The 19,812-nt window shown below is 53.4% G+C and carries 16 protein-coding genes and 1 tRNA gene; 11 read left to right on the forward strand and 6 right to left on the reverse strand.

What is annotated here, in order from left to right; translation table 11 throughout:
* Positions 1-382 precede the first annotated feature (382 nt).
* The 4 genes from ABC502_RS18330 to rimI all read left to right on the forward strand — a co-directional run bounded on the left by ABC502_RS18330 (position 383) and on the right by rimI (position 3,509).
* Complete coding sequence (locus ABC502_RS18330; RefSeq protein WP_345916896.1) at positions 383-2,413, forward strand: S9 family peptidase; 2,031 nt, start codon at positions 383-385, stop codon at positions 2,411-2,413.
* A gap of 149 nt (positions 2,414-2,562) precedes the next feature.
* A tRNA-Trp gene (locus ABC502_RS18335) sits at positions 2,563-2,639 on the forward strand.
* Positions 2,640-2,683: 44 nt separating this feature from the next.
* Positions 2,684-3,061, forward strand: coding sequence for a hypothetical protein (locus tag ABC502_RS18340; protein WP_345916897.1), 378 nt, complete (start codon positions 2,684-2,686; stop codon positions 3,059-3,061).
* Positions 3,054-3,509 carry a ribosomal protein S18-alanine N-acetyltransferase gene (rimI, locus tag ABC502_RS18345; RefSeq protein ID WP_345916898.1) on the forward strand — a complete coding sequence of 152 codons (456 nt, stop codon included), beginning with the start codon at positions 3,054-3,056 and terminating at the stop codon, positions 3,507-3,509. The genes ABC502_RS18340 and rimI overlap by 8 nt, the downstream gene beginning before the upstream one ends.
* On the opposite strand, the gene ABC502_RS18350 is transcribed toward rimI, so the two are convergent.
* Both ABC502_RS18350 and ABC502_RS18355 read right to left on the reverse strand, forming a co-directional pair.
* Entirely contained in the window at positions 3,506-4,444 is a 939-nt protein-coding gene (locus ABC502_RS18350; RefSeq protein WP_330085990.1) for a sodium-dependent bicarbonate transport family permease, read from the reverse strand. The genes rimI and ABC502_RS18350 overlap by 4 nt on opposite strands.
* A gap of 117 nt (positions 4,445-4,561) precedes the next feature.
* A complete protein-coding gene (locus ABC502_RS18355; RefSeq protein WP_345916899.1) occupies positions 4,562-5,461 on the reverse strand; it encodes a cation diffusion facilitator family transporter in 900 nt (299 codons plus the stop codon).
* Positions 5,462-5,627: 166 nt separating this feature from the next.
* On the opposite strand from ABC502_RS18355, the gene ABC502_RS18360 reads away from it, so the two are divergent.
* The 5 genes from ABC502_RS18360 to ABC502_RS18380 all read left to right on the forward strand — a co-directional run bounded on the left by ABC502_RS18360 (position 5,628) and on the right by ABC502_RS18380 (position 11,395).
* Positions 5,628-6,509: a LysR family transcriptional regulator gene (locus tag ABC502_RS18360; RefSeq protein ID WP_091345504.1), complete on the forward strand. Its 882-nt coding sequence runs from the start codon at positions 5,628-5,630 to the stop codon at positions 6,507-6,509.
* A gap of 124 nt (positions 6,510-6,633) precedes the next feature.
* A complete protein-coding gene (gene prfC / locus ABC502_RS18365) occupies positions 6,634-8,220 on the forward strand; it encodes a peptide chain release factor 3 (protein WP_345916900.1) in 1,587 nt (528 codons plus the stop codon).
* 12 nt (positions 8,221-8,232) lie between these two features.
* Entirely contained in the window at positions 8,233-9,972 is a 1,740-nt protein-coding gene (argS, locus tag ABC502_RS18370; protein ID WP_345916901.1) for an arginine--tRNA ligase, read from the forward strand.
* Positions 9,972-10,610, forward strand: a complete 639-nt coding sequence (gene pdxH / locus ABC502_RS18375; RefSeq protein WP_330129614.1) for a pyridoxamine 5'-phosphate oxidase — start codon at positions 9,972-9,974, stop codon at positions 10,608-10,610. The genes argS and pdxH overlap by 1 nt, the downstream gene beginning before the upstream one ends.
* A complete protein-coding gene (locus tag ABC502_RS18380) occupies positions 10,601-11,395 on the forward strand; it encodes a TatD family hydrolase (protein WP_345916902.1) in 795 nt (264 codons plus the stop codon). Before pdxH ends, ABC502_RS18380 begins: the two co-directional genes overlap by 10 nt.
* On the opposite strand, the gene ABC502_RS18385 is transcribed toward ABC502_RS18380, so the two are convergent.
* The 3 genes from ABC502_RS18385 to ABC502_RS18395 are packed head-to-tail and all read right to left on the reverse strand — an operon-like array spanning position 11,379 to position 15,061.
* Positions 11,379-13,448: a TonB-dependent receptor gene (locus ABC502_RS18385; protein WP_345916903.1), complete on the reverse strand. Its 2,070-nt coding sequence runs from the start codon at positions 13,446-13,448 to the stop codon at positions 11,379-11,381. The genes ABC502_RS18380 and ABC502_RS18385 overlap by 17 nt on opposite strands.
* Before the next feature lie 4 nt (positions 13,449-13,452).
* Positions 13,453-14,937 (reverse strand): PQQ-dependent sugar dehydrogenase, encoded by a 1,485-nt coding sequence (locus tag ABC502_RS18390; protein ID WP_345916904.1) that lies wholly within the window; start codon positions 14,935-14,937, stop codon positions 13,453-13,455.
* A gap of 1 nt (position 14,938) precedes the next feature.
* Complete coding sequence (locus ABC502_RS18395) at positions 14,939-15,061, reverse strand: hypothetical protein (RefSeq protein ID WP_345916905.1); 123 nt, start codon at positions 15,059-15,061, stop codon at positions 14,939-14,941.
* A 227-nt stretch (positions 15,062-15,288) separates the two neighbouring features.
* Between ABC502_RS18395 and serB the strand changes: the two genes are divergently transcribed.
* Together serB and ABC502_RS18405 are read left to right on the forward strand one after the other, a co-directional pair.
* The gene (serB, locus tag ABC502_RS18400) at positions 15,289-16,347 is read left to right on the forward strand and encodes a phosphoserine phosphatase SerB (protein WP_345916906.1); all 1,059 of its coding nucleotides are present in this window, start codon (positions 15,289-15,291) and stop codon (positions 16,345-16,347) included.
* An 8-nt stretch (positions 16,348-16,355) separates the two neighbouring features.
* Positions 16,356-17,258: an alpha/beta fold hydrolase gene (locus tag ABC502_RS18405; protein ID WP_345916907.1), complete on the forward strand. Its 903-nt coding sequence runs from the start codon at positions 16,356-16,358 to the stop codon at positions 17,256-17,258.
* On the opposite strand, the gene ABC502_RS18410 is transcribed toward ABC502_RS18405, so the two are convergent.
* Positions 17,239-19,767 carry a PilZ domain-containing protein gene (locus ABC502_RS18410; RefSeq protein ID WP_345916908.1) on the reverse strand — a complete coding sequence of 843 codons (2,529 nt, stop codon included), beginning with the start codon at positions 19,765-19,767 and terminating at the stop codon, positions 17,239-17,241. The two genes, ABC502_RS18405 and ABC502_RS18410, sit on opposite strands and share 20 nt — an antisense overlap.
* Between the last annotated feature and the right edge of the window lie 45 nt (positions 19,768-19,812).

Below are 19,812 nucleotides of genomic sequence, written 5' to 3' on the forward strand. Positions count from 1 at the left end.
ACTCCATTCCGAACTCAGAAGTGAAACGCAGCTGCGACGATGGTAGTGTGGCATTCGCCATGCGAGAGTAGTACACCGCCAGGCACCCAATAAAGCCAAGAGCCCACTCATTTGAGTGGGCTTTTTGTTTTATGCGCTGCGCGGAAGTACTACTCACCCATGCCTGCCACCGAGGTGGCATTGCGAAACACCTCCCTGTGTTTCGCCCTTCGGGCCTGCCTACGGCAGTCCAAATTCGTTCCTGACGAATTTGTCGCCTAGATCCCATCTATCTGCGCAAATTGACTCTGTCTTGTTCTTGCTCCGGTTAACCGCAAATTGTATTCCTGGCGTTGCCAGCTGGAGTAGTATGTTTCTGATCCCAAGGTCCAGGAAACGAACTATGAAAAAAATCCTTCAACTCTGTGTGCCGTTGCTTTTGCTGTGGACGGCTACTGCAATAGCGCAGCAAGTTCAGCCGCTGAAATACGATGATGTATTTCACTTAGAGCTGGTGACTGATCCTCAGGTCAACGCCAAAGGCGATCAAATCGTGTTTGTGCGGAATTGGTTTGATCGTCAAACCGATCGCCGCCGGATGGCACTTTGGATCATGAATGCCGATGGTTCTGCCATGCAACCGCTGACCCAAACCGACAGCAATGCCAGTTCACCCCGCTGGTCGCCGGATCAAAAGCGGATCGCTTATGTGCAGGATGGTCAAATCCATGTGCTGTGGCTGGACTCCGGCCGCTCGGTGCAAATCAGTCAGTTGCCGCATGCGCCGGCTAATCTGACCTGGTCTCCTGACGGTAACTGGCTGTCTTTCAACATGTTCACTGCCAAATCAGCTCCACCACCAGTGACTTTGCCTGGCAAGCCAGCAAATGCTAATTGGGCTCCTGCGCCGATTTACATCGATAGCATGCAGTACCGTGCTGATGGCGCTGGTTATTTACCATCCGGATATCGTCATCATTACCTGATTGCTGCCGAAGGTGGCTCTGCCATTCAGTTAACAACAGGTGACTACAATCATGGCGGTGACTTGAGTTGGCAAGCCGATGGCAAAGCGGTGTATTTTGCTGCCAACCGACGTGAAGCTGCTTACCGTACGCCGGTCAACTCTGCCATCTATCGCTTAACTCTTTCTGATCGCAGCATTGAACAAATCTACGATCCGGCAGGACCTGCCAGCCAACCGATGCTATCACCGGATGGTCGTCAATTGGCTTTCCTTGGGTTTGAAGACAGAAAGCTGGCTCATCAGGCTAACCGGCTGTATGTGATGAATTTAGATGGCAGCAATGTCCGCAACCTGACCGAAGATTTGGATCGCCATATCAATGCCTTCCAATGGCAGAGCAACAGTCGTGGGCTTTATATTCAGTACGATGATCTGGGGCTTGGCAAAGTTGCTGAGCAGCCGCTGCGTGGGAACCGCTCCGTATTGGTGACGGACTTAGGCGGTACCAGCTTCAGCCGGCCATACAGTGGTGGTCAGTTCAGCGTGGCAGACAATGGGTTGATTGCGTATACCCAGGCCAGTACCGAACGTCCATCCGAGTTGGCGATGCAGCATCGACGTACTAATCGCACCTTGACCAACCTGAACCGCGATCTGCTGTTTAAGCGTACTATCGGCCAGGTGGAGGAGATCTGGTATGAGTCTTCGGTCGATGGCAAAAAAATCCACGGCTGGCTGATGTATCCACCGGGTTTTGATGCCAACAAGCAATACCCGTTGATCCTGGAAATTCATGGTGGCCCGCACACTGCTTATGGCCCGGTGTTTGCGATGGAGTTGCAGTTGATGGCAGCGCAGGGCTATGTGGTGCTTTATACCAACCCAAGGGGCAGTACCAGCTATGGCGAAGATTTTGCCAACCTTATCCATCACAACTACCCAAGCTACGATTACAACGATCTGATGGATGGCGTCGACGCTGTGCTTGCCCGAGGTTTTATTAATGAGCAGGAGCTCTTTATTACCGGTGGCAGTGGTGGTGGGGTACTGACCACCTGGACCATTGGCCATACCGATCGCTTTGCCGCTGCGGCTGCCATTAATCCGGTCATCAACTGGTACAGCTTTGTGCTGAATGCCGATATGTACAACTACTTTACTCAGTACTGGTTCCCAGGTCTGCCCTGGGAGATGCCTGAGCATTACCTGAAGCACTCGCCCATCAGTTATGTTGGCAATGTCACTACGCCGACCATGCTGTTTACCGGTGATGCCGATTATCGCACGCCGATCTCTGAGACTGAACAGTACTATCAGGCACTACAACTGCGTGGCATTGATACCGCCATGGTGCGGATCCCGGGCGCATCGCATGCCTTGCATGCCAGGCCAAGCAATCTGATGGCCAAACCTGCTTATGTGATCCATTGGTTTGAACGTTATCGCCAAAGCAAAGCGTCCGATTAAACGGCTGCTCCCTCTGATAAGCCCGGTACTACACACCGGGCTTTCTTCTTTTTAGCAAAGCGTGTATGTTTTCTATGCAATCAAAGGAGCATAGGATGAATTCTGCTTTACCTTTCAGTCGGCTTTTGTATAATGGCGCGACCAAACGTAGGGGCATAGTTCCAATTGGTAGAACAGCGGTCTCCAAAACCGACGGTTGGGGGTTCGAATCCCTCTGCCCCTGCCACTTTGGTCTGAGCACACTAAGTGCTACAGACACAGGTAAATCCCGTGATTAATTCATCTCAGCGTCAGCTGTTACAACTTTTAGCCATCCAGCCGTTACAGCTCAAATCCTGTTTTCAACCTGAGCCAGAAACCACTCCTGCTGATGTGGTAGCCGATACTGCTACTGGGCCGACACTGTTGTGTCCGCAAGAAAATCATCCATTGGTGCAAGATGTGGTCTATCTGCTGCGTCAACAACCGGATACGACTCCTCAAGGGTTACAACTTGGTTCTTTGTACTGGTCGATACTACCAGGTTCTACCGAGTGTACTCTGAGCGGGCATCAGCTTATCAGCCCGGAACTTTCTTACCTGACATCGTCGGCATTAAAACGCCAACTCTGGGCTTGTTTAAGTCATTATCTTGATGCGAATGATTAAGCCGTTGGCGGCTGCCCAGTTGCCAGAAATCCTATCCATTGAACAACAAGCTGCTTTTGCTCCCTGGAGTCTAAGTCTGTTTGAAAGTTGCCTGAGCCAGGATTATTTCAATTTCGTGCTGTGGGTGGAAGGTAAGCTGTGTGGTTACTATCTGGCGCAGCAGGTGCTGGATGAAGCCACGCTATTCAATATAGTGGTAGCACCGGATGAGCAAGGCAAAGGTTATGGCAAAACCTTATTGCAGCATATGCTAGAACAGGCAAAACAACGTGGCTGCCATCAGGTCTGGCTGGAAGTGCGGGCATCCAATACTGCTGCCATCGCTTTGTACCAGGCGGCTGGTTTTGAATTAACCGGCCGGCGCAAAAACTACTACCAGGGCAGCTCAGGGACTGAGGATGCCTTGGTGATGGGACTGCAGCTGAGTGTCAGCTCAGCACAGACTTAATGCAGCCAGTTTATTAATTGCAGGTAGAGCGGAATGCCTAACAGCACATTCAGCGGGAAAGTAATGCCGAGCGCTGCCAACAAAGACAAACCGATATCTGCCTGAGGAATAGCAGTGCGAATGGCCACTGGCGCTGCAATGTAGGATGCGCTGGCGGTTAAACTGGCTAAAATCAGAATGGAGCCATCCGGCAGGCCCAGCCAGATGCCGGTAAAGACACCACAGACCGCCAGTACTACCGGCGCAATCAGCGCAAAACAAATCACCCGCCAGTAACGCAGTGAAATGCGGTTCAACGTTTCCGCAGCAGTTAAGCCCATTTCCAGCAAGAACAGCGCCAGCACCCCTTTAAAGGCATTGGTAAAGAGCTCAGTGACGGCGGAACCCTGCTGTGGACCGTACATGTAGCCAATAAGCACGCCACCGGCCAGTAACACCACGCCACGGTTGGTCAGGGTTTCGTGCCAGAGTGCACTTTGGCTGGTTTTTGGCCCGTCACTTTGCCGCCAGCGGTAAATCGCCAGCGCCACCATAATTGCCGGTAGCTCCAGCATCACCAGATAGAGGGTGACTTCAGCGCCTATGGTCAGTTGCATGCTTTCGGCATAGGCCAGGGCTACGGCAAAGGTACCGGCACTGGCCGAGCCATAATGAGCGGCAAAACTGGCACTGTCGGCCGATGATAAACGTACCAGGCTGCGTAATACCGGATAGAGGATTAAAGGGAAAAGGGCGCCAATCAGAATAACACTGCCAAGTTCAGGCACCAGTTGCCAGCTCAGATTGCCATGCAGCGCCATCCCACCTTTTAGGCCTATGGTCAGCATTAGTAACAAACTAAGAGTATCGTAGGCGGCTTTAGGAATGGTGAGATCAGAACGCAGGATACCTGCCAACAAGCCCAACAAAAAAAACATCACTACGATATCAGGCATGACTCTTCCTCGCTTAGCAATTGGCAAAACCTGCGCATTGTATCCTTAGCGGGGGGGAAAGGGAAACCCCGGTGTGCTCAGCAGACCAGCACCGGGATATATGGTTTATCGAGTTGATTAGGCGGTTTGTTGCTTTGGACGGGTACTCTGACAATAAAAATCCAACCAAACGACAGGCTCCAGCGGCAAGTGAGCTAATTTACGCTCCAATTGCTGTTGTAAGCCCTGCATTTGCTCGATCCTACTGATACCTATGCGCACCTCCAGCAGCAGGTAGCTGCCGCTTTTGGCCATCTTGCACTGGCGGTGTGAAATCCCCAGGCTTTCCAGCTCGCGATAAACCTGCTTACGCAGCTCTGGCGGAGGGCTTATCATCAGCAGTTCATTGATAGAGTGCCATAGCATACGCAGCGGCACCTGAATAAAATAACCGGATACCAGAATTACCATCACCGGATCAGCATACAACGCCCAGCCAGCATAAGGGGTAAATTGCAGGCCCCAGGTCAGAATAAAACCAAGCAATACAGCAAGACTTAACACGGCATCCATCCACCACTGGTTTTGTTCGGCTTCAACCAGTACCGACTGCAATGAAAGATTGGCCTGGCGCAATCGCCACCAAATGGCGAAGCAAACCAAAACGCTGAGCAGAGCAAAGAAAATGGCTTTATCGGCTGCAACTTGGCGACCACCATCTAACACTGCCATCACCGCAGCGGCAAAAGACACCACACACACCAGCAGGATCACCATGCCTTTTACGGCAATAGACAATGGTTCAGCTTGCAGCCTGCCAAAGTTAAAACGGCTATCTGCAGGAGCGCTGGCAACCCGAAGTGCCAGCAACGACAACAAAGACAATCCTAAACTGACCAGTGAATAACTACCGTCAAACACGATGGCCATGGAATGGGCCCAGAGCCCCCAACCTATGCCGACCAGGGCGAAGAAACCAGCACCGGCAGCAGAGAACTTAAGAATTGATGACTCCGAACGGATGTTCAGCGACAACATAAAAACCTCGATTTATGGCAAAAAAGTGACAAAGTATTCGTCAGTAAGGTTTGTTTGATAATTAACCAACCTTGCTGAGCTGCTTTGTTGGCGGTATTCTAAGTGACAGTAAATTAAAGTAGATAATCGCTAGCCGACGAATTTTTCGTCGCCTATGGGGGTTGTGATGAAAGTTATTCAGGCTGAAGTGTTTTTGGTGGTGTTGGAGGAAGGCTCGGTAGCGGCCGCGGCCCGTCAGCTTGGTCGCAGCCGCACCACCATCAGCAGTGTGCTCAGCAGCTTTGAAGATGAGCTGGCGGTGACTTTATTTGAGCGCTCCGGCAATGAGCTGGCCGCCACGCCGATTGCCTGGGCCATTAAACCGGATTGCATCCGATTGCTGCAATCGGCTCGCCAAATCGAGCAGCGTTGTCAGCAGCAGCGCAGCGGCATTGAATCAACACTTCGCATTGCCCGGGACGATGCGCTACCGGAGCGCTTCTGGCGCGAAACCATGACGGCCTTAAAGCAGCAGTTCCCGTTGACTGGTATTTCGGTCTATCTGGCTCCGCCGCAAGAACTGCCTGAGCTGGTCGACTGGCAATCGGTCGATCTGGCGTTTGGCTTGGCCCAGCAAAATGAACCGCACGAAAGCCTGCAGTTTCGCCCGCTTGGCGGCCTTCGGGTAATGATGGTCACCGGCCCGGAGCATGCGCTCTGTCGCTTGCCCTTGGTGCATGATGATGACTTGCAGCAGTACACCCAGGTAACAACCGCCTATTTGCAGGATGATTTGCTGGTACCTCAGCTATCGGGTGCATCTAACTACCTGGCGCTGACTCAGTTTGAACTGATTCGCGATGCAGTGATCAGTGGCGCCGGCTGGTCCCGTTTGCCCCAGCCGGTGATTATGGAGCAACTTAAAAACGAGCAACTGCGGGTACTGAAGCATCCGGGGGCGCTGAACTGGCAATCCTATCAGTTAATTTGCGAGCAGGGCTATGCCATGGGCCGGGTGGCCAGCTGGCTGGAACAGCAGGTGGTGCGTTATCTGACCCAGTTTGGCTAAGTGAAAGCCGACAATAAGGTTTCCCCCGATCCATCATTCGCGGTAAAATGCGGCAAATTTTTTATGCATCGCAGCGGATCCCGTGATCCTTTGCGTTATTTGCTATTGTCGCAACGAGTATTGAATGAGCAACCAACAGTTACAGCAGGAAATCAACAGCCGGCGCACCTTTGCTATTATCAGCCACCCGGATGCCGGTAAAACCACCATCACCGAGAAGGTGTTGCTATTTGGAGAATTGATCCAAAAAGCCGGTACCGTCAAAGGCAAAAAATCCGGTCAGTTTGCCACCTCCGACTGGATGGAGATGGAAAAAGAGCGGGGCATCTCGGTCACCACCTCGGTGATGCAGTTTCCTTACAACCACTGCCTGGTCAACCTGCTCGATACACCCGGTCACGAAGATTTCTCGGAAGATACTTACCGTACCCTGACGGCGGTGGACTCCTGTCTGATGGTGATTGATGCTGCCAAAGGGGTTGAGGACCGAACCATCAAACTGATGGAAGTGACGAGGCTGCGTGATACCCCCATTCTGACCTTTATGAACAAAATGGATCGGGATATCCGCGATCCGATTGATCTGCTGGATGAAGTTGAAAGCGTGCTGAATATTGCCTGCGCACCTATTACTTGGCCGATTGGCTGTGGTAAGGAGTTTAAAGGGGTTTACCATCTGCTGCGTGATGAAGTCATCCTGTACAAATCGGGTATGGGTCACACCATTCAGGACGTGCGGATTATTGCCGGCATTAATAACCCGGAGCTGGATGCAGTGATCGGTTCTTTCGCTGAGACCCTGCGAGATGAGCTGGAACTGGTGCAGGGCGCCAGCCATGCCTTTGATCAGGAACTGTTTTTAAAAGGCGAACTGACCCCGGTGTTCTTTGGTACCGCTCTTGGTAACTTCGGTGTCGATCATATGCTGGATGGCCTGACCGAATGGGCACCAACGCCTCAGCCTCGGGCAACGAATAACCGCTTGGTGCAAGCGAATGAACCTGGTTTTAGCGGCTTTGTTTTTAAAATTCAGGCCAATATGGATCCGAAGCACCGCGATCGGGTGGCGTTTTTACGCATTTGCTCCGGCAAGTATGAAAAAGGCATGAAAATGCGCCATGTCCGGCTTGGCAAAGATGTGCAAGTGTCGCATGCGTTGACCTTTGTTGCCGGCGATCGCGAGCATGTTGAAGAAGCCTGGCCTGGAGACATCATTGGCCTGCACAACCATGGCACCATTAAAATCGGCGATACCTTCACCGTGGGCGAGGACATGCAGTTTACCGGCATTCCAAACTTTGCACCGGAGCTGTTCCGCCGCATTCGTTTGCGCGATCCGCTTAAGCAAAAACAACTGCTCAAAGGTCTGGTGCAATTGTCGGAAGAAGGGGCGGTGCAGGTGTTTCGGCCCATCGACAGCAACGATCTGATTGTCGGTGCAGTTGGTATTCTGCAGTTTGATGTGGTGGTGCACCGGTTAAAATCCGAATACAACGTCGATGCTTTGTACGAAAGCATCAACGTGTCCACTGCCCGCTGGGTGTACAGCGACGACAGCAAAGCCATGGCAGAGTTTAAAAAGAAAACCAGCCAGAACCTGGCGCTCGATGGCGGCGATAATCTGACTTACATCGCACCGACCATGGTGAATCTGAACCTGGCGATAGAGCGTTACCCGAACATTCAGTTCACCAAAACCCGTGAGCACTAACAGGGCAAGCAAATGAATATTAAACAATTATTGACCGAAAAAACGCAGGCAGCTTTTGCCGCCCTGGGCGTGCCAGCCGATACCAACCCGGCCGTCACGGTCAGCACCCGGCCTGAGTTTGGTGATTACCAAATCAATGGTGCCATGAGCGCCGCCAAAGCGCTGAAAACCAATCCGCGTCAGTTGGCGCAGCAATTGCTGGATGCGTTGGCGCTGGACGATATCGCTGCCAAGGCGGAGATTGCCGGCCCGGGTTTTATCAATATCAGCTTAAAGCCAGAGTGGCTGGCCGCCCAGTTGCAGCAGGCCGCGCAGGACCCACGTCTTGGCGTGGCGCCTAATGCCAGCCCGCAGAGGGTAGTGGTGGATTATTCCGCGCCCAATCTGGCGAAAGAAATGCACGTTGGCCATTTGCGCTCTACCATCATTGGCGATGCGGTGGTGCGCTGCCTGGAATTCTGGGGCGATACCGTGATCCGGCAAAACCATATGGGTGACTGGGGCACCCAGTTCGGCATGTTGATTGCGCATCTGGAAGACAAGCTGGCGGCTGGCATCGATCTGGAGCAGGTGGCGCTGGCCGATTTGGAAAACTTTTACCGTGAAGCGAAAAAGCGCTTTGACGATGAAGACGGCTTTGCCGATAAATCCCGTGATTATGTGGTGAAGCTGCAAAGTGGTGATGCGCATTGCCAGAAGCTGTGGCAATTGTTTATTGATACCTCGATTAAGCACAGCGATGAGGTGTATCAGAAACTGAATGTCACTCTGACGCACGATGACATCAAGCCGGAAAGTGCCTACAACCCGATGCTGCACGGCATTGTCGAACAGCTCAAAGCCAGTGGCCTGGCGGTGGAAGATCAGGGCGCTTTGGTGGTGTTTTTGCAGGAGCTGGCCGATAAAGACGGCAATCCATCCCCCTTTATTATTCAAAAAACCGGTGGTGGCTTCTTGTACTCCACCACCGATCTAGCGGCCTGCCAGTACCGCAGCCAGCAATTAAAGGCCGATCGCATCATTATCTTTACCGATGCCCGTCAGGGCCTGCATTTTAAGCAGGTGGAGCTGACCGCCCGTAAAGCCGGTTTGCTGCGTGACGATACCGCTTACCATCATTGCCCGTTTGGCACCATGATGGGTGAAGACGGCAAACCCTTTAAAACCCGCACCGGTGGTACCGTCAAGCTGGCCGAGTTGCTGGATGAGGCCATCAGCCGGGCCGGGGCTTTGGTGGCGGAGAAAGCAACCGAGCTAAGCGCTGCCGAGCAAGCGGAAGTGGCAGCCAAAGTGGGCATTGGTGCGGTGAAATTTGCCGATCTGTCGAAGAACCGTACCAGCGATTATGTTTTTAGCTGGGATGCGATGCTGAGCTTTGACGGGGCCACCGCCCCTTATCTGCAGTACGCCTACACCCGGGTGCGCAGCATCTTGCGCAAAGCAGAACTTAGCGATGACTTCCAGGCTGCGATTGTGCTGCAACAGCCGCAGGAGCTGCAACTGGCAGTCAAACTGCTGCGCCTCGAAGAAACCTTGCAGCAGGTGATGAAAGATGCCCAGCCTAACCTGCTGTGCAACTACCTGTATGAATTGGCCAGTCTCTTTATGAGCTTTTACGAAGCTTGCCCTATCCTCAAAGACGGCATTGAACCAGAGCTCAAAGCCAGCCGTTTACTACTGAGTATTTTAACCGCCCGCATGTTACGCCAGGGGCTGGACTTGCTGGGCATTGAGGTGATGGAGCGGATGTAATGAAGATTGATGCCATCAGGCGCAGTTATAGCAAAGACAAACTCGATCTGGATAAGCTGCATGCTGATCCCATTCAGCAGTTCGAGCTGTGGCTAAAAGATGCCATTGCTGCCGAGCTGCCGGATCCAACCGCCATGTGCGTGGCGACGGTGGATGCCAGTGGTCAGCCGTCGCAGCGGCTGGTGCTGTTAAAGGATGTCAGTGCCGATGGCTTTGTGTTCTACACCAATCTGGGCAGCCGCAAAGCGACTGAGCTGGCAGCCAACCCCAAAGTCAGTTTGCACTTTCCCTGGCATCCGCTGGAGCGTCAGGTGATTGTTTATGGCACCGCCGAGCGGGTGCCCAGCACTCAGGTGATGAAGTACTTTTTATCCCGGCCCAAAGAAAGTCAGTTAGCGGCCTGGGCCTCCGAGCAAAGCCGGCCGGTTTCGACCCGGCAGGCCTTGATGCAAAAGTTTGCCGAAATCAAACACAAGTTTGAACATGGCGAAGTGCCATTGCCGTCGTTTTGGGGCGGCTTTCTGGTGCGACCGCATCAGATTGAGTTTTGGCAGGGCGGCGAGCACCGACTGCATGACCGCTTTATGTACCGCCAACAGGACGACAGTCGTTGGTCGATTGACCGGCTATGTCCTTAAGGCTGTTCGACAGTCACTGCCATCTGAACCTGCCCGAGCTGGCTCCTCAGATGGACGCTCACTGGCAAGCGGCTCAGGCCGTTGGGGTAGCAGCGCTGCTGATCCCGGCGGTAGAGCAGGCAGCCTGGCAGCCGTTACTTCAACTGCGTCAGCAGCAGCCAGATTGGCAGATTGCACTCGGTATTCACCCTTGGTGGGCCGCGCAGCACAGCCTACAGGTGGTGACAGAACTGGAGACCATGCTGCGTGAGCAGCAGGACGCAATCTGTGCGATTGGCGAAATCGGCCTCGATTTCGCGCTTGCGCCCGAGACCTTTTCCATGCAACAGCAGCTGTTCGAAGCCCAACTGGCGCTGGCTGCCCGGCTGAATAAGCCGGTTATTTTGCATCACCGCAAATCCCAACCGCATCTGCTGGCGGCAATTAAGCGGGAAAACTTTGCGGATGGCGGCATTTTGCATGCCTTTTCCGGCAGCCCGGAGCAGGGCCAGGCTTTTATTGATTGTGGCTTTAAGCTGGGCATTGGCGGCACCATCAGCTATGAACGTGCTGGCAAAACCAGGCGTGCGGTAGAGCAGTTGCCGCTAAGTGCCTTTGTGCTGGAAACCGATGCGCCGGCCATGCCACTGGCCGGCTTTCAGGGGCAGACTAATACACCGGCCCAGTTGGCGCTGGTGTTTCAACACTTTTGCCAGTTACGGCCAGAGTCACCTGACCAATTGGCCGAAGCGCTCTGGCACAATACCCAACAGGTGCTTCGACTAAAACCTACCAGCGCAGGGTGATGCCACCCATCCAAAGCCGGCCTGGCGCAGGCTCGAAGGAGCGGCCATTGCTTTGGTTTACTACCACTGAACCGACATAGTCTTTGTTAGTCAGGTTATCCAGCCGCAGCCAGGCATCCAGCCGGGTATGGCCCCATTGCCACTCGGTCTGTGCCGCCAGTCCCCACAAATGCGCGCCCGGTGCATAGGTGCTGTTGGCGTCATCGACCGGCACGCTCGAGCGGTACTGATGGTTCAGGCGCAGACTCAGCGGTTGTAAGGTACCGCTACTGACAGGCTGCCATTGCCACTGCTGGAAAAAGTTGCTGCGTGCTAAACCGGGTAAACGGTTGCCACTGTTGGCATCTGCTTCACTTTGACCAAAGCTGGCATCCAGCCAAGTGTAACTGGCGCGCCAGCTCAGGGTATCGCTTAAGCTAAAGCGGTTGCTTAGCTCAACGCCCTGACGTTTGGTGTTGGTGGCATTGCGGTAAGTGGTGCGGCCATCGATGCTTTGATCCACCAGCAAATCATCGTCGGTATCAATCACAAAGACAGCGCTCTGCAGCAACCAGCGCTCGCGTTGCAGCTTCAGGCCAAGCTCATGCTGGCGCACTTTGGCGGCATTAAGCTCAGTATTCAGGCCTGAGCCCTCATTACGATATGCCATTTCGGTTAAGGTAGGCGTTTCAAAGCCAACACCGGTGCCGGCAAACAGGCTGAGATCATCACGCACTGCAAAGTTTAGCGCCGAGCTCCAGGCATTTTCCTGATAACGAACCTCGCCACTGTCATCCGGGTTGCCGGGCACAATAAAGCGATCGGCCACGGTAAAGTCGATGCGGCTCAAGCGGGCACCTGTGATCCAGGCCCAGCGCGGATGGAACTGCCAGTCGCTGATCAGGGTGGCATCACGGCTGTTGACCCGGCCTGTTTCATCGCGGCGCAGCTCGCCACGGCTACCAAAGTCATTAACAAAGCCAAGCCGCTCGTCTTTTTGCTGCTCTTGCTCCAGTGCCAGCGTCAGCTGCCAGGGGGTATCGGCTAAAGGTTGCACCGTACTGCTAAGATTGGTGCCATAAAAAGAGCGGCTTAAATCAATAACGGCCCCGGATGAACTGATGGCGGTGCCAGGAAACGCCAGATACTGCTCAATTTCCCGCTTGCCATGCCAGGCTGATAACTGCCAGTCGGTCAACCAGTGCAGTGCACTGAAGTCGCGAGCCCGCAAGGTCAGCGACTGCTGACGATGGCGAATGCTTTTGCGGGTGCCAAAGGTGGCTGCCTGGGGAGCGGTTTGTCTGGGGTTCTCCCGCCACTGCTCAGGGCTTAAGGCCAGTGGGTCTTGCAGCAGCGGGGTATCGTTGTCATCCAGCCGCAAAATCAGCTCCGCCTGCTCGCCAAGATCCCGGTACCAGCGCAATGCCCACTGATCGCGTTTTACCGCGCTGAAGGGCCGGTCGCCATCGGTGCGAAAGCGGGCATAGTCGCCGCTAAAGCTTTGGCGCTCATCGGCATAAACGGCGCGCAGATGCTGGCGCTCGCGCCCGGCACTGCCAGCACTGAGGTTGGCCGACACCGTGCTTTGCAGCGGCCGGCGGCTTTGCAGATCAATCACCCCACCGGCCGAGTTGCCATGAATGGCTGCCAATGGGCCCCGCAACACTTCGACGCTGCTTGGCTCGTCCAGTAAAATGCTGGAGGTTTGCGCCTGACCATCTGGCATCGACAGCGGAATGCCATCCAGCCGCAATCGCACGCCGCGCACGCCAAAGGCGGCGCGGGCACCAAAGCCACGTAAGGTAATGCGGGTATCCTGGGCAAAGTTAAAGCGGGTGTCGACCTGAAGGCCTGCTATGCCTTCCAGCAATTCGGCGGCATCGGTGCGCATGCCGGGTGTCAGGCTCTTAACATCGACACGCTCCACCGCAGCGGGAGTTTCCAGCCAGGGGCGGGCGGTACGGGTAGCCGTGATGACCAGGCGCTCAATATCGGCGCTTTCGGCAGCAGTTTGTGCTGCCAGCGGGGTGGAGACGGCGGCTGTCACATGCAGGGCAACTAAGGTAACAAACATCGGGTTATCCTTGTGGTTGTGCGGGTCGTAAACGCAGTATTTTGCCATTTCCCTGCTCGTCGGTCAGCAGGTAAACGAAACCATCCGGCCCGACTTTGACTTCACGAATGCGGTCTTTCAGTTGCAAATTCTCCTGATGGATGACTCTGTCACCATCGATTTCAAGTCGTGCGACATTGCGGTCACGCAGACCAACGGCCAGAATATTGCCCTGCCAGGCGGGAAATGACTCGCCCTGGTAAAAGGTCATGCCAGACACGCCAATCGATGGCGTCCAATGCCAGACCGGCTGTTCCATGCCCTCTTTTTTAAAGCCAACCGCCAGCGGAATTTCGCCGCCACCGTATGCTTCGCCATGGGTGATGATAGGCCAGCCGTAGTTCTTACCGGGCTCAGGTGTATTGACTTCATCGCCCCCCTGAGGGCCATGCTCTGTCGCCCACAACCGGTTGGTTCCTGGCTGGATGCCAAGGCCCTGAATATTACGATGGCCGTACGAGTAGATTTCTGGCAAGGCACCGGCGGTGTGGATAAAGGGGTTGTCAGCCGGTACGGAGCCGTCTGGATGAATCCGAATCAGGGTTCCGGTGTGGCTCCCCAGCTCTTGCGATTGCATCAATTGATCGCCGCGATCGCCCAGGCCAAGAAACAGATACTGGCCATCGGCCGAAAACACCATCCGGCCGCCGTAGTGCCAGCCCGGTACTTTCGGGTAGGCACTGAAGATTTCGGTGAAATCGTGCAAGGCACCGTCGGCCAGGCGGGCGTGGGCTATCGAGGTGCTGGCGGCATTGCTGCCGGCCGCATCGGGTTTGGCCCAGCTCAGGTAAATCCGCTGCGATGTGGCAAAATCGGGCGCCAGCACCACATCGAATAAACCTGCCGGGTTGATCTGGTTAACGGCCGGTACGCCAGCAATTGGGGCGCCCAAGCTGCCATCCGCTTCGACAATGCGCAATCGGCCCGGTAGCTCCGTCACCAGAATGCGGCCATTGTCCAAAAAGTCCAGCCCCCAGGGACGGACCAGGCCAGAGGCAAAGGTTTCAACATCAATGTTACCCCAACGGCTCGTCAGGGTGACGGTGGCATTGGGATCGATGACCTCACGGCCCAGGTTCACTGCACGCTGCACCGTGCCCTGGGTAAAAGTGCCCTGAAGGCGTTGATTGTCGTCCAGTTGCCCTTCAAAACGGCTGCCACTGGGGGTACTAAAAGCAAGCTGGTTGTCGCTGACGCTAAAGTTCTCCAGTGGCGTACCCGTAGCACTCTGGCTTGGCACCACAAAGGTGCCGGACCAGTGGTTGTCACTGTACTCCAATGTGACAATGATAAGCAACTCGGTGTTGGGCATGGTGATGTAACCGTACCATGCACCGGTAAATTGTGCGGGCTCTGTCAACTCAGTGCTGGTCACTGGCGAGCTATCGGCCAGTGTTTGAAAACTGCTTAGGGTGAGGGCTAGTAGTAGCCCGAATAGGGTGTTCTTCATGTTAACGACCTCTTAGCGTATAGAGCGCGGGTTGACGAATAATGTCCCAGACCGACAGCAGCGAGGTCAGGGTGGTTAGTACAGCAATCAGCCACAGTGACAAAGCCAAGTGCGGATAGCTCATTGGCTTGTTGGCAGGTTTGCGACTTGCTCCAAACTTTGTCTATGGCTTAAAAAGTAAAAAAAGTTAAAAAATTAAAATCGCCTTACAATAAACGCAAAGTGATGGCAGCGCCAACTGCTTTTGCGGGCCTATGGTTAAAAGTACCGCCGAAAGGCCCGGCGAAAGCACTGACAGCAGCCCGCTTTTATGAGTAGAATAGAGAAACCGCAACCAACCCCGGTATTGTCGTGTCGTATTGTTATCATTTTCAGGCCGCTGACTGGCCATCGCAGAACCTCTCCGATTGTTGCTCTGAACATGAAAAGGCTTTGCTGTGTCTGCAGCACGGTGAGCTTAGTATCCAAACCAGCTTGCCGGTTGCCAACTGGCCCACCGCATCGCTGCAGCCGCAACTCAGTGACTTTACACCTAAGGCCAGTCTGCGGATTTTTGGCGGCAGCCTGACGTTTGCCCAGTTGCCAGCGCTGCTTGCCTGCTGCCCGACGCTGGCGCAACAGGTGCTGGCGCTTCGTTTGTATCAGCCGCATCCGGATTTAGCGCCAGCCCTGTTGCTGCAACTGCCAATGCTGTTAGCACTGCATGAGCAGCAGGAAGTGCGGCAATGGGCGCAGGCGCAAGCGCTGGAACTGGTGTATCTGGAGCAAGCGCCCAGCCTGAATCAGCCAGGGTTATTGCTAATGGATATGGACTCGACCGCCATTGAAATTGAATGCATTGATGAAATTGCCCGCAAAGCCGGTGTTGGTGATGAAGTCGCTAAAGTGACTGCCCGGGCCATGCGTGGCGAACTGGATTTTGCTGCCAGCTTGCGTGAGCGGGTGGCGGCACTGAAAGGCGCCGATACCACTATTCTGGCCGAGGTGTTGGCAGAGCTGCCGCTGATGCCTGGGCTGACCGATCTGGTTGTGCAGCTCAAGCGTTACAACTGGCATGTAGCCATCGCCTCCGGTGGCTTTACCTATTTTACCAAGGCGCTGGAGCAGCAACTGGGCTTGTCGGCGACCTTTGCCAATGAGCTGGCGATAGTGGATGGCAAACTAACCGGTGAAGTGCAGGGTGCTATTGTCGATGCCAGCACCAAAGCCAGGGTGTTAGGGCAGTTGGCCTGTCAGTACCATCTGGCAAAGCATCAAACAGTGGCAATTGGTGATGGTGCCAATGATTTGCCAATGTTGGCAGAAGCGGGACTGGGCGTGGCCTTTCATGCTAAGCCACTGGTACAGGCCAAAGCCAAAGCGGCGATTCGCCATGGCTCTTTGCTGCAGCTGCTGTATTTGCTGGACTAACTTGTCTGATGAAGCATCAACAGCATTCGTACTTTTTACCGGTGAAAGGCTATCAGTTGCATATCCGCCGCTTGTTGCCGTTGCAGCAGCCAATTGGCACTGTACTGATGCTGCATGGAGCCATTGGCAATAGCCGGATTTTCTACAGCCAATCCGGTAAAGGCCTGGGCTGCTATCTGGCCGATCAGGGGTTTGCGGTCTACTGTGCCGATTATGCTGGCCGGGGTCGCTCCTTACCACACAGCTCCAGTGGCTTCGATCACAGCCAACAGCAGTTAATCTGTCAGGATATTCCGGCGTTAGTGCGCCATGTTGCTGAAGCGAATCAGCAGCCGCTGCATCTGATCGCGCACTCCTGGGGTGGGGTGCTGGCGGCGGCCAGTTTAAGTCGCCATCCAGAGCTGTTGCCGCTGGTGCAATCCAAAGTCTGTTTTGGCAGCAAACGTCGCATCCGGGTGCAAAGTTTTGAAAAAAAATTAAAAATCGACTGGATGTGGAATCGATTGGCCCCCTGGCTGGCAGAAAGGCACGGTTATTTCCCGGCCAAACGCTGGCGTTTTGGTGCTGATGATGAGCCTAAACAGTTCTTGCTCGATTGCATCCGCTGGATAGAGCAGGATGCCTTTGTCGATTGCAGCGATGGTTTTGATTATAAAACCGCGTCCCAAAACACGACTTGGCCAGAACTTTGGCATTTTGTAGCAGAAAAAGACCGGGTGTTGGGGCATCCGGACGATGTGAAAGCCTTTATGGCGGAAGCTAATCAACTGCAGGCTCGCTTTACTCATTTGAGCAAAGCGTCAGGTGCCCTTGCCGATTACGATCATATCAGCATGCTGACGCACCCTTTGGCGGTGCAGGATCACTTTCCCACATTAGCCGACTGGTTGGTTAGTCTGAAGCCGAAGTAAGTACCTTGGTGCGCAAGCTGCTTTGTTGTTGGCGCTGTGCTGGCGGAATATCCAATCGCAATAATAACTCATCGGTAATATCAACCAGTTCGCCAACACCGACTACGCTCCATAGTTCTTCCTCCAGCAGTTTGGCTTTATGAATAGCGTATTGGCTAATGTAATTCAGCTCCTGAGCGATGAAGTCGCTGTCGGGCCGGCCGGTACGCGACAGCCAGATGCGATAACAAAACAGTACGGCTTCATCAGCAATTAACTGAGCGATGAAGGCTTTCTTTTCCGGTTCGTTGTTAAACTCATAATCGTAATGGCAACTTAATTCAGGTTTGGTATCCGCCTTGGGCGTAACTTTCAAATACAGCTCGTAATTTTTTGGTGGATCCTGGCGTTTCATTTGTTTTAGTTGGCTGGCAAAGGCCAGGTTGACCGCATTGTGTTTAAGCAGTGGCTCAATATTTAAGTGCTCTGGCTCCGTGCTTAATTGTGCCAGCAGCAGGTGCAGGCTGTTTGGTTGCCCTCCTTGAGCTATTGCTTTCATTTCATAGCGAATACCCTTGCGGTGTAAATAAAATGGAAAACTATTCAAGGCCTTGATAAACATATTGCGCAGGGCTGGTGCCAGCCCCGGGTGCTTTACCTGCTCTTCGGCTACCGTCAGCTTGCTGCGGTTATTTTGGATCAGAAGTTGGAAAAATGCTTTGCCCTGATGGCCATCATCATTTTCTACTACTTTCAGATTCATAATGGTTCCGCTTTTGCTGACCGCCATGACTTCATACAGCAGTTGCTTAAGCTGAAACTTGTTGCTAATTTTTTGCAACTCGGGCAGGTTCAAGCGGACCAAGTCGCCACGCTTTAACTGAGTGGGCAACATGGTTTCTACCTGCATGCCATTGGGTGAAAAGTCCCGGCTAAAAGCGTCAGGTAACTTCTGTTCTTGAGCGTTTTGCAGCTGTACCGTGGTTTTGTACAAGTAGCGGTCTTCTGAGCGCAGATTGACGTACTTAACGGGTATGGCTTCGCAAAACGGCAACTGGTTTAATTTGGCATGGGCAAACTGATTCAGCGCTCGAACAGCACTTTTGTCATAGCTCAATTGCTGGTACCAGGAACTGCTGCTGTCGGTGCTGATATCGGTCAGGCTAACAATAAAGCGCAAGGGCGTTAAATAGGCATCCAAAAGTTGGGTATTCTTGGCTTTGGTGCCCGCGGAGGTATCCCCAGGTAATTGGAAGTGGAGTTGGCTGTATTCCGAACTGGTATTTAAAAAGCTAAGCTGAAATACTTTCCAGCTTTTTTTACTGGCGCCAAAACCAAGAAACAGAGCGCTTAACCCGTTTTCAGTGGCGAGCTCTGCCTCGGTTGCACTGTAAAAATACAATTTTCCTTTGGAGGCGTGGGTAAAGCAATACAGTAGCGTTTGCCGCTGACCTTCCGGTAATTGCAGCAGTTGTTTCAGTCGTTTGGCACTAAGCACTTGCGGTAGAACGGAACGTTGCAGCTCATCCTGAAAATAATGAAAGCTGGCGCGGTTGTTTTCGGTGGTTAAGGCGCACTGCGGATGCGACTTGCCTTGTCGTACAGAGATAAAAACTGGCAGGCTGCTGGTTCTCGGTACATAAAACTGCTCGTAGCCTTTCACAATCACGGCATCCAGGGCATTGTCCAAATTTAGCTTGTAGCGTCTTTTGTTCGCCCGGATAAAGCGATCGATAAAATGGGTAAATTCTTGTTCTTGCTGACTGCTTTGCTCAAGCCTTTTGAGACGCAATTGTTGGGTTTTTTGATCGAGCAGGCTTATTTCAACAATCTGGTAATGGATCGGGTTGTTGCGATCCAGGGTGTACTCCTGTTCCAGCTCACGGAAGAAGATCCCAAGCTGGTCGTTTTCGGCTAACTTTATCTGTCGCGCCAGCTTCAGCTTGCAGCCTTGTACAGATATATCTGTGGTTTGGGCACTGTACTTTTTGCCATTACCCAGCACGATTTCTACAGTGATGCTGTAGTTCATCCGCTCTTCACTGCGGTTCAGGTAGCTGCCAAATTGTACCGAGCGGGCCAGATGGCGGGTGACTGGCTCGGCAGTAAGCTCCGCATCGCTCAGCCCTTGCTCATTACTTAGTACCTGCTTGATTCGTGCTTCCGTTTCTTTACGATGCATCACCCGGTAATTGTTGTCGGTGTTCATCACATCTTCGTACACACCCAACGTAAAGCGGCCATAGTCGCGGATGCCTTGTTCGAATACCTCCACGGCATTGTCATCCATGTAGTGCGTTTTTCCTTCATACTCATAGGTATGCACTGTGCCATCGACATGACCACGCAAATCGATATAAAAGTCACAAGGCTGAGAAAGCCGTTTTAGCTCCATTTTGAGCAGGAATTGCTTGGATTTAGGCAGTTCACTGGTTAGCACGGCAAACATCTGATCAAAATCAGATGTCTGTACTGAGCTTTTTAGTCGCTCTATGATGCTAAGGTGTTCTTGCAGGTCTGGGGCTGTCATAATCTCACAGAGTTCAGCGTCAACATGTTGTGCAACTGCCGGTAT

Origin of the sequence: Alkalimonas sp. NCh-2 (assembly GCF_039631345.1) — a bacterium.
GTDB lineage: Bacteria > Pseudomonadota > Gammaproteobacteria > Enterobacterales > Alteromonadaceae > Alkalimonas > Alkalimonas mucilaginosa.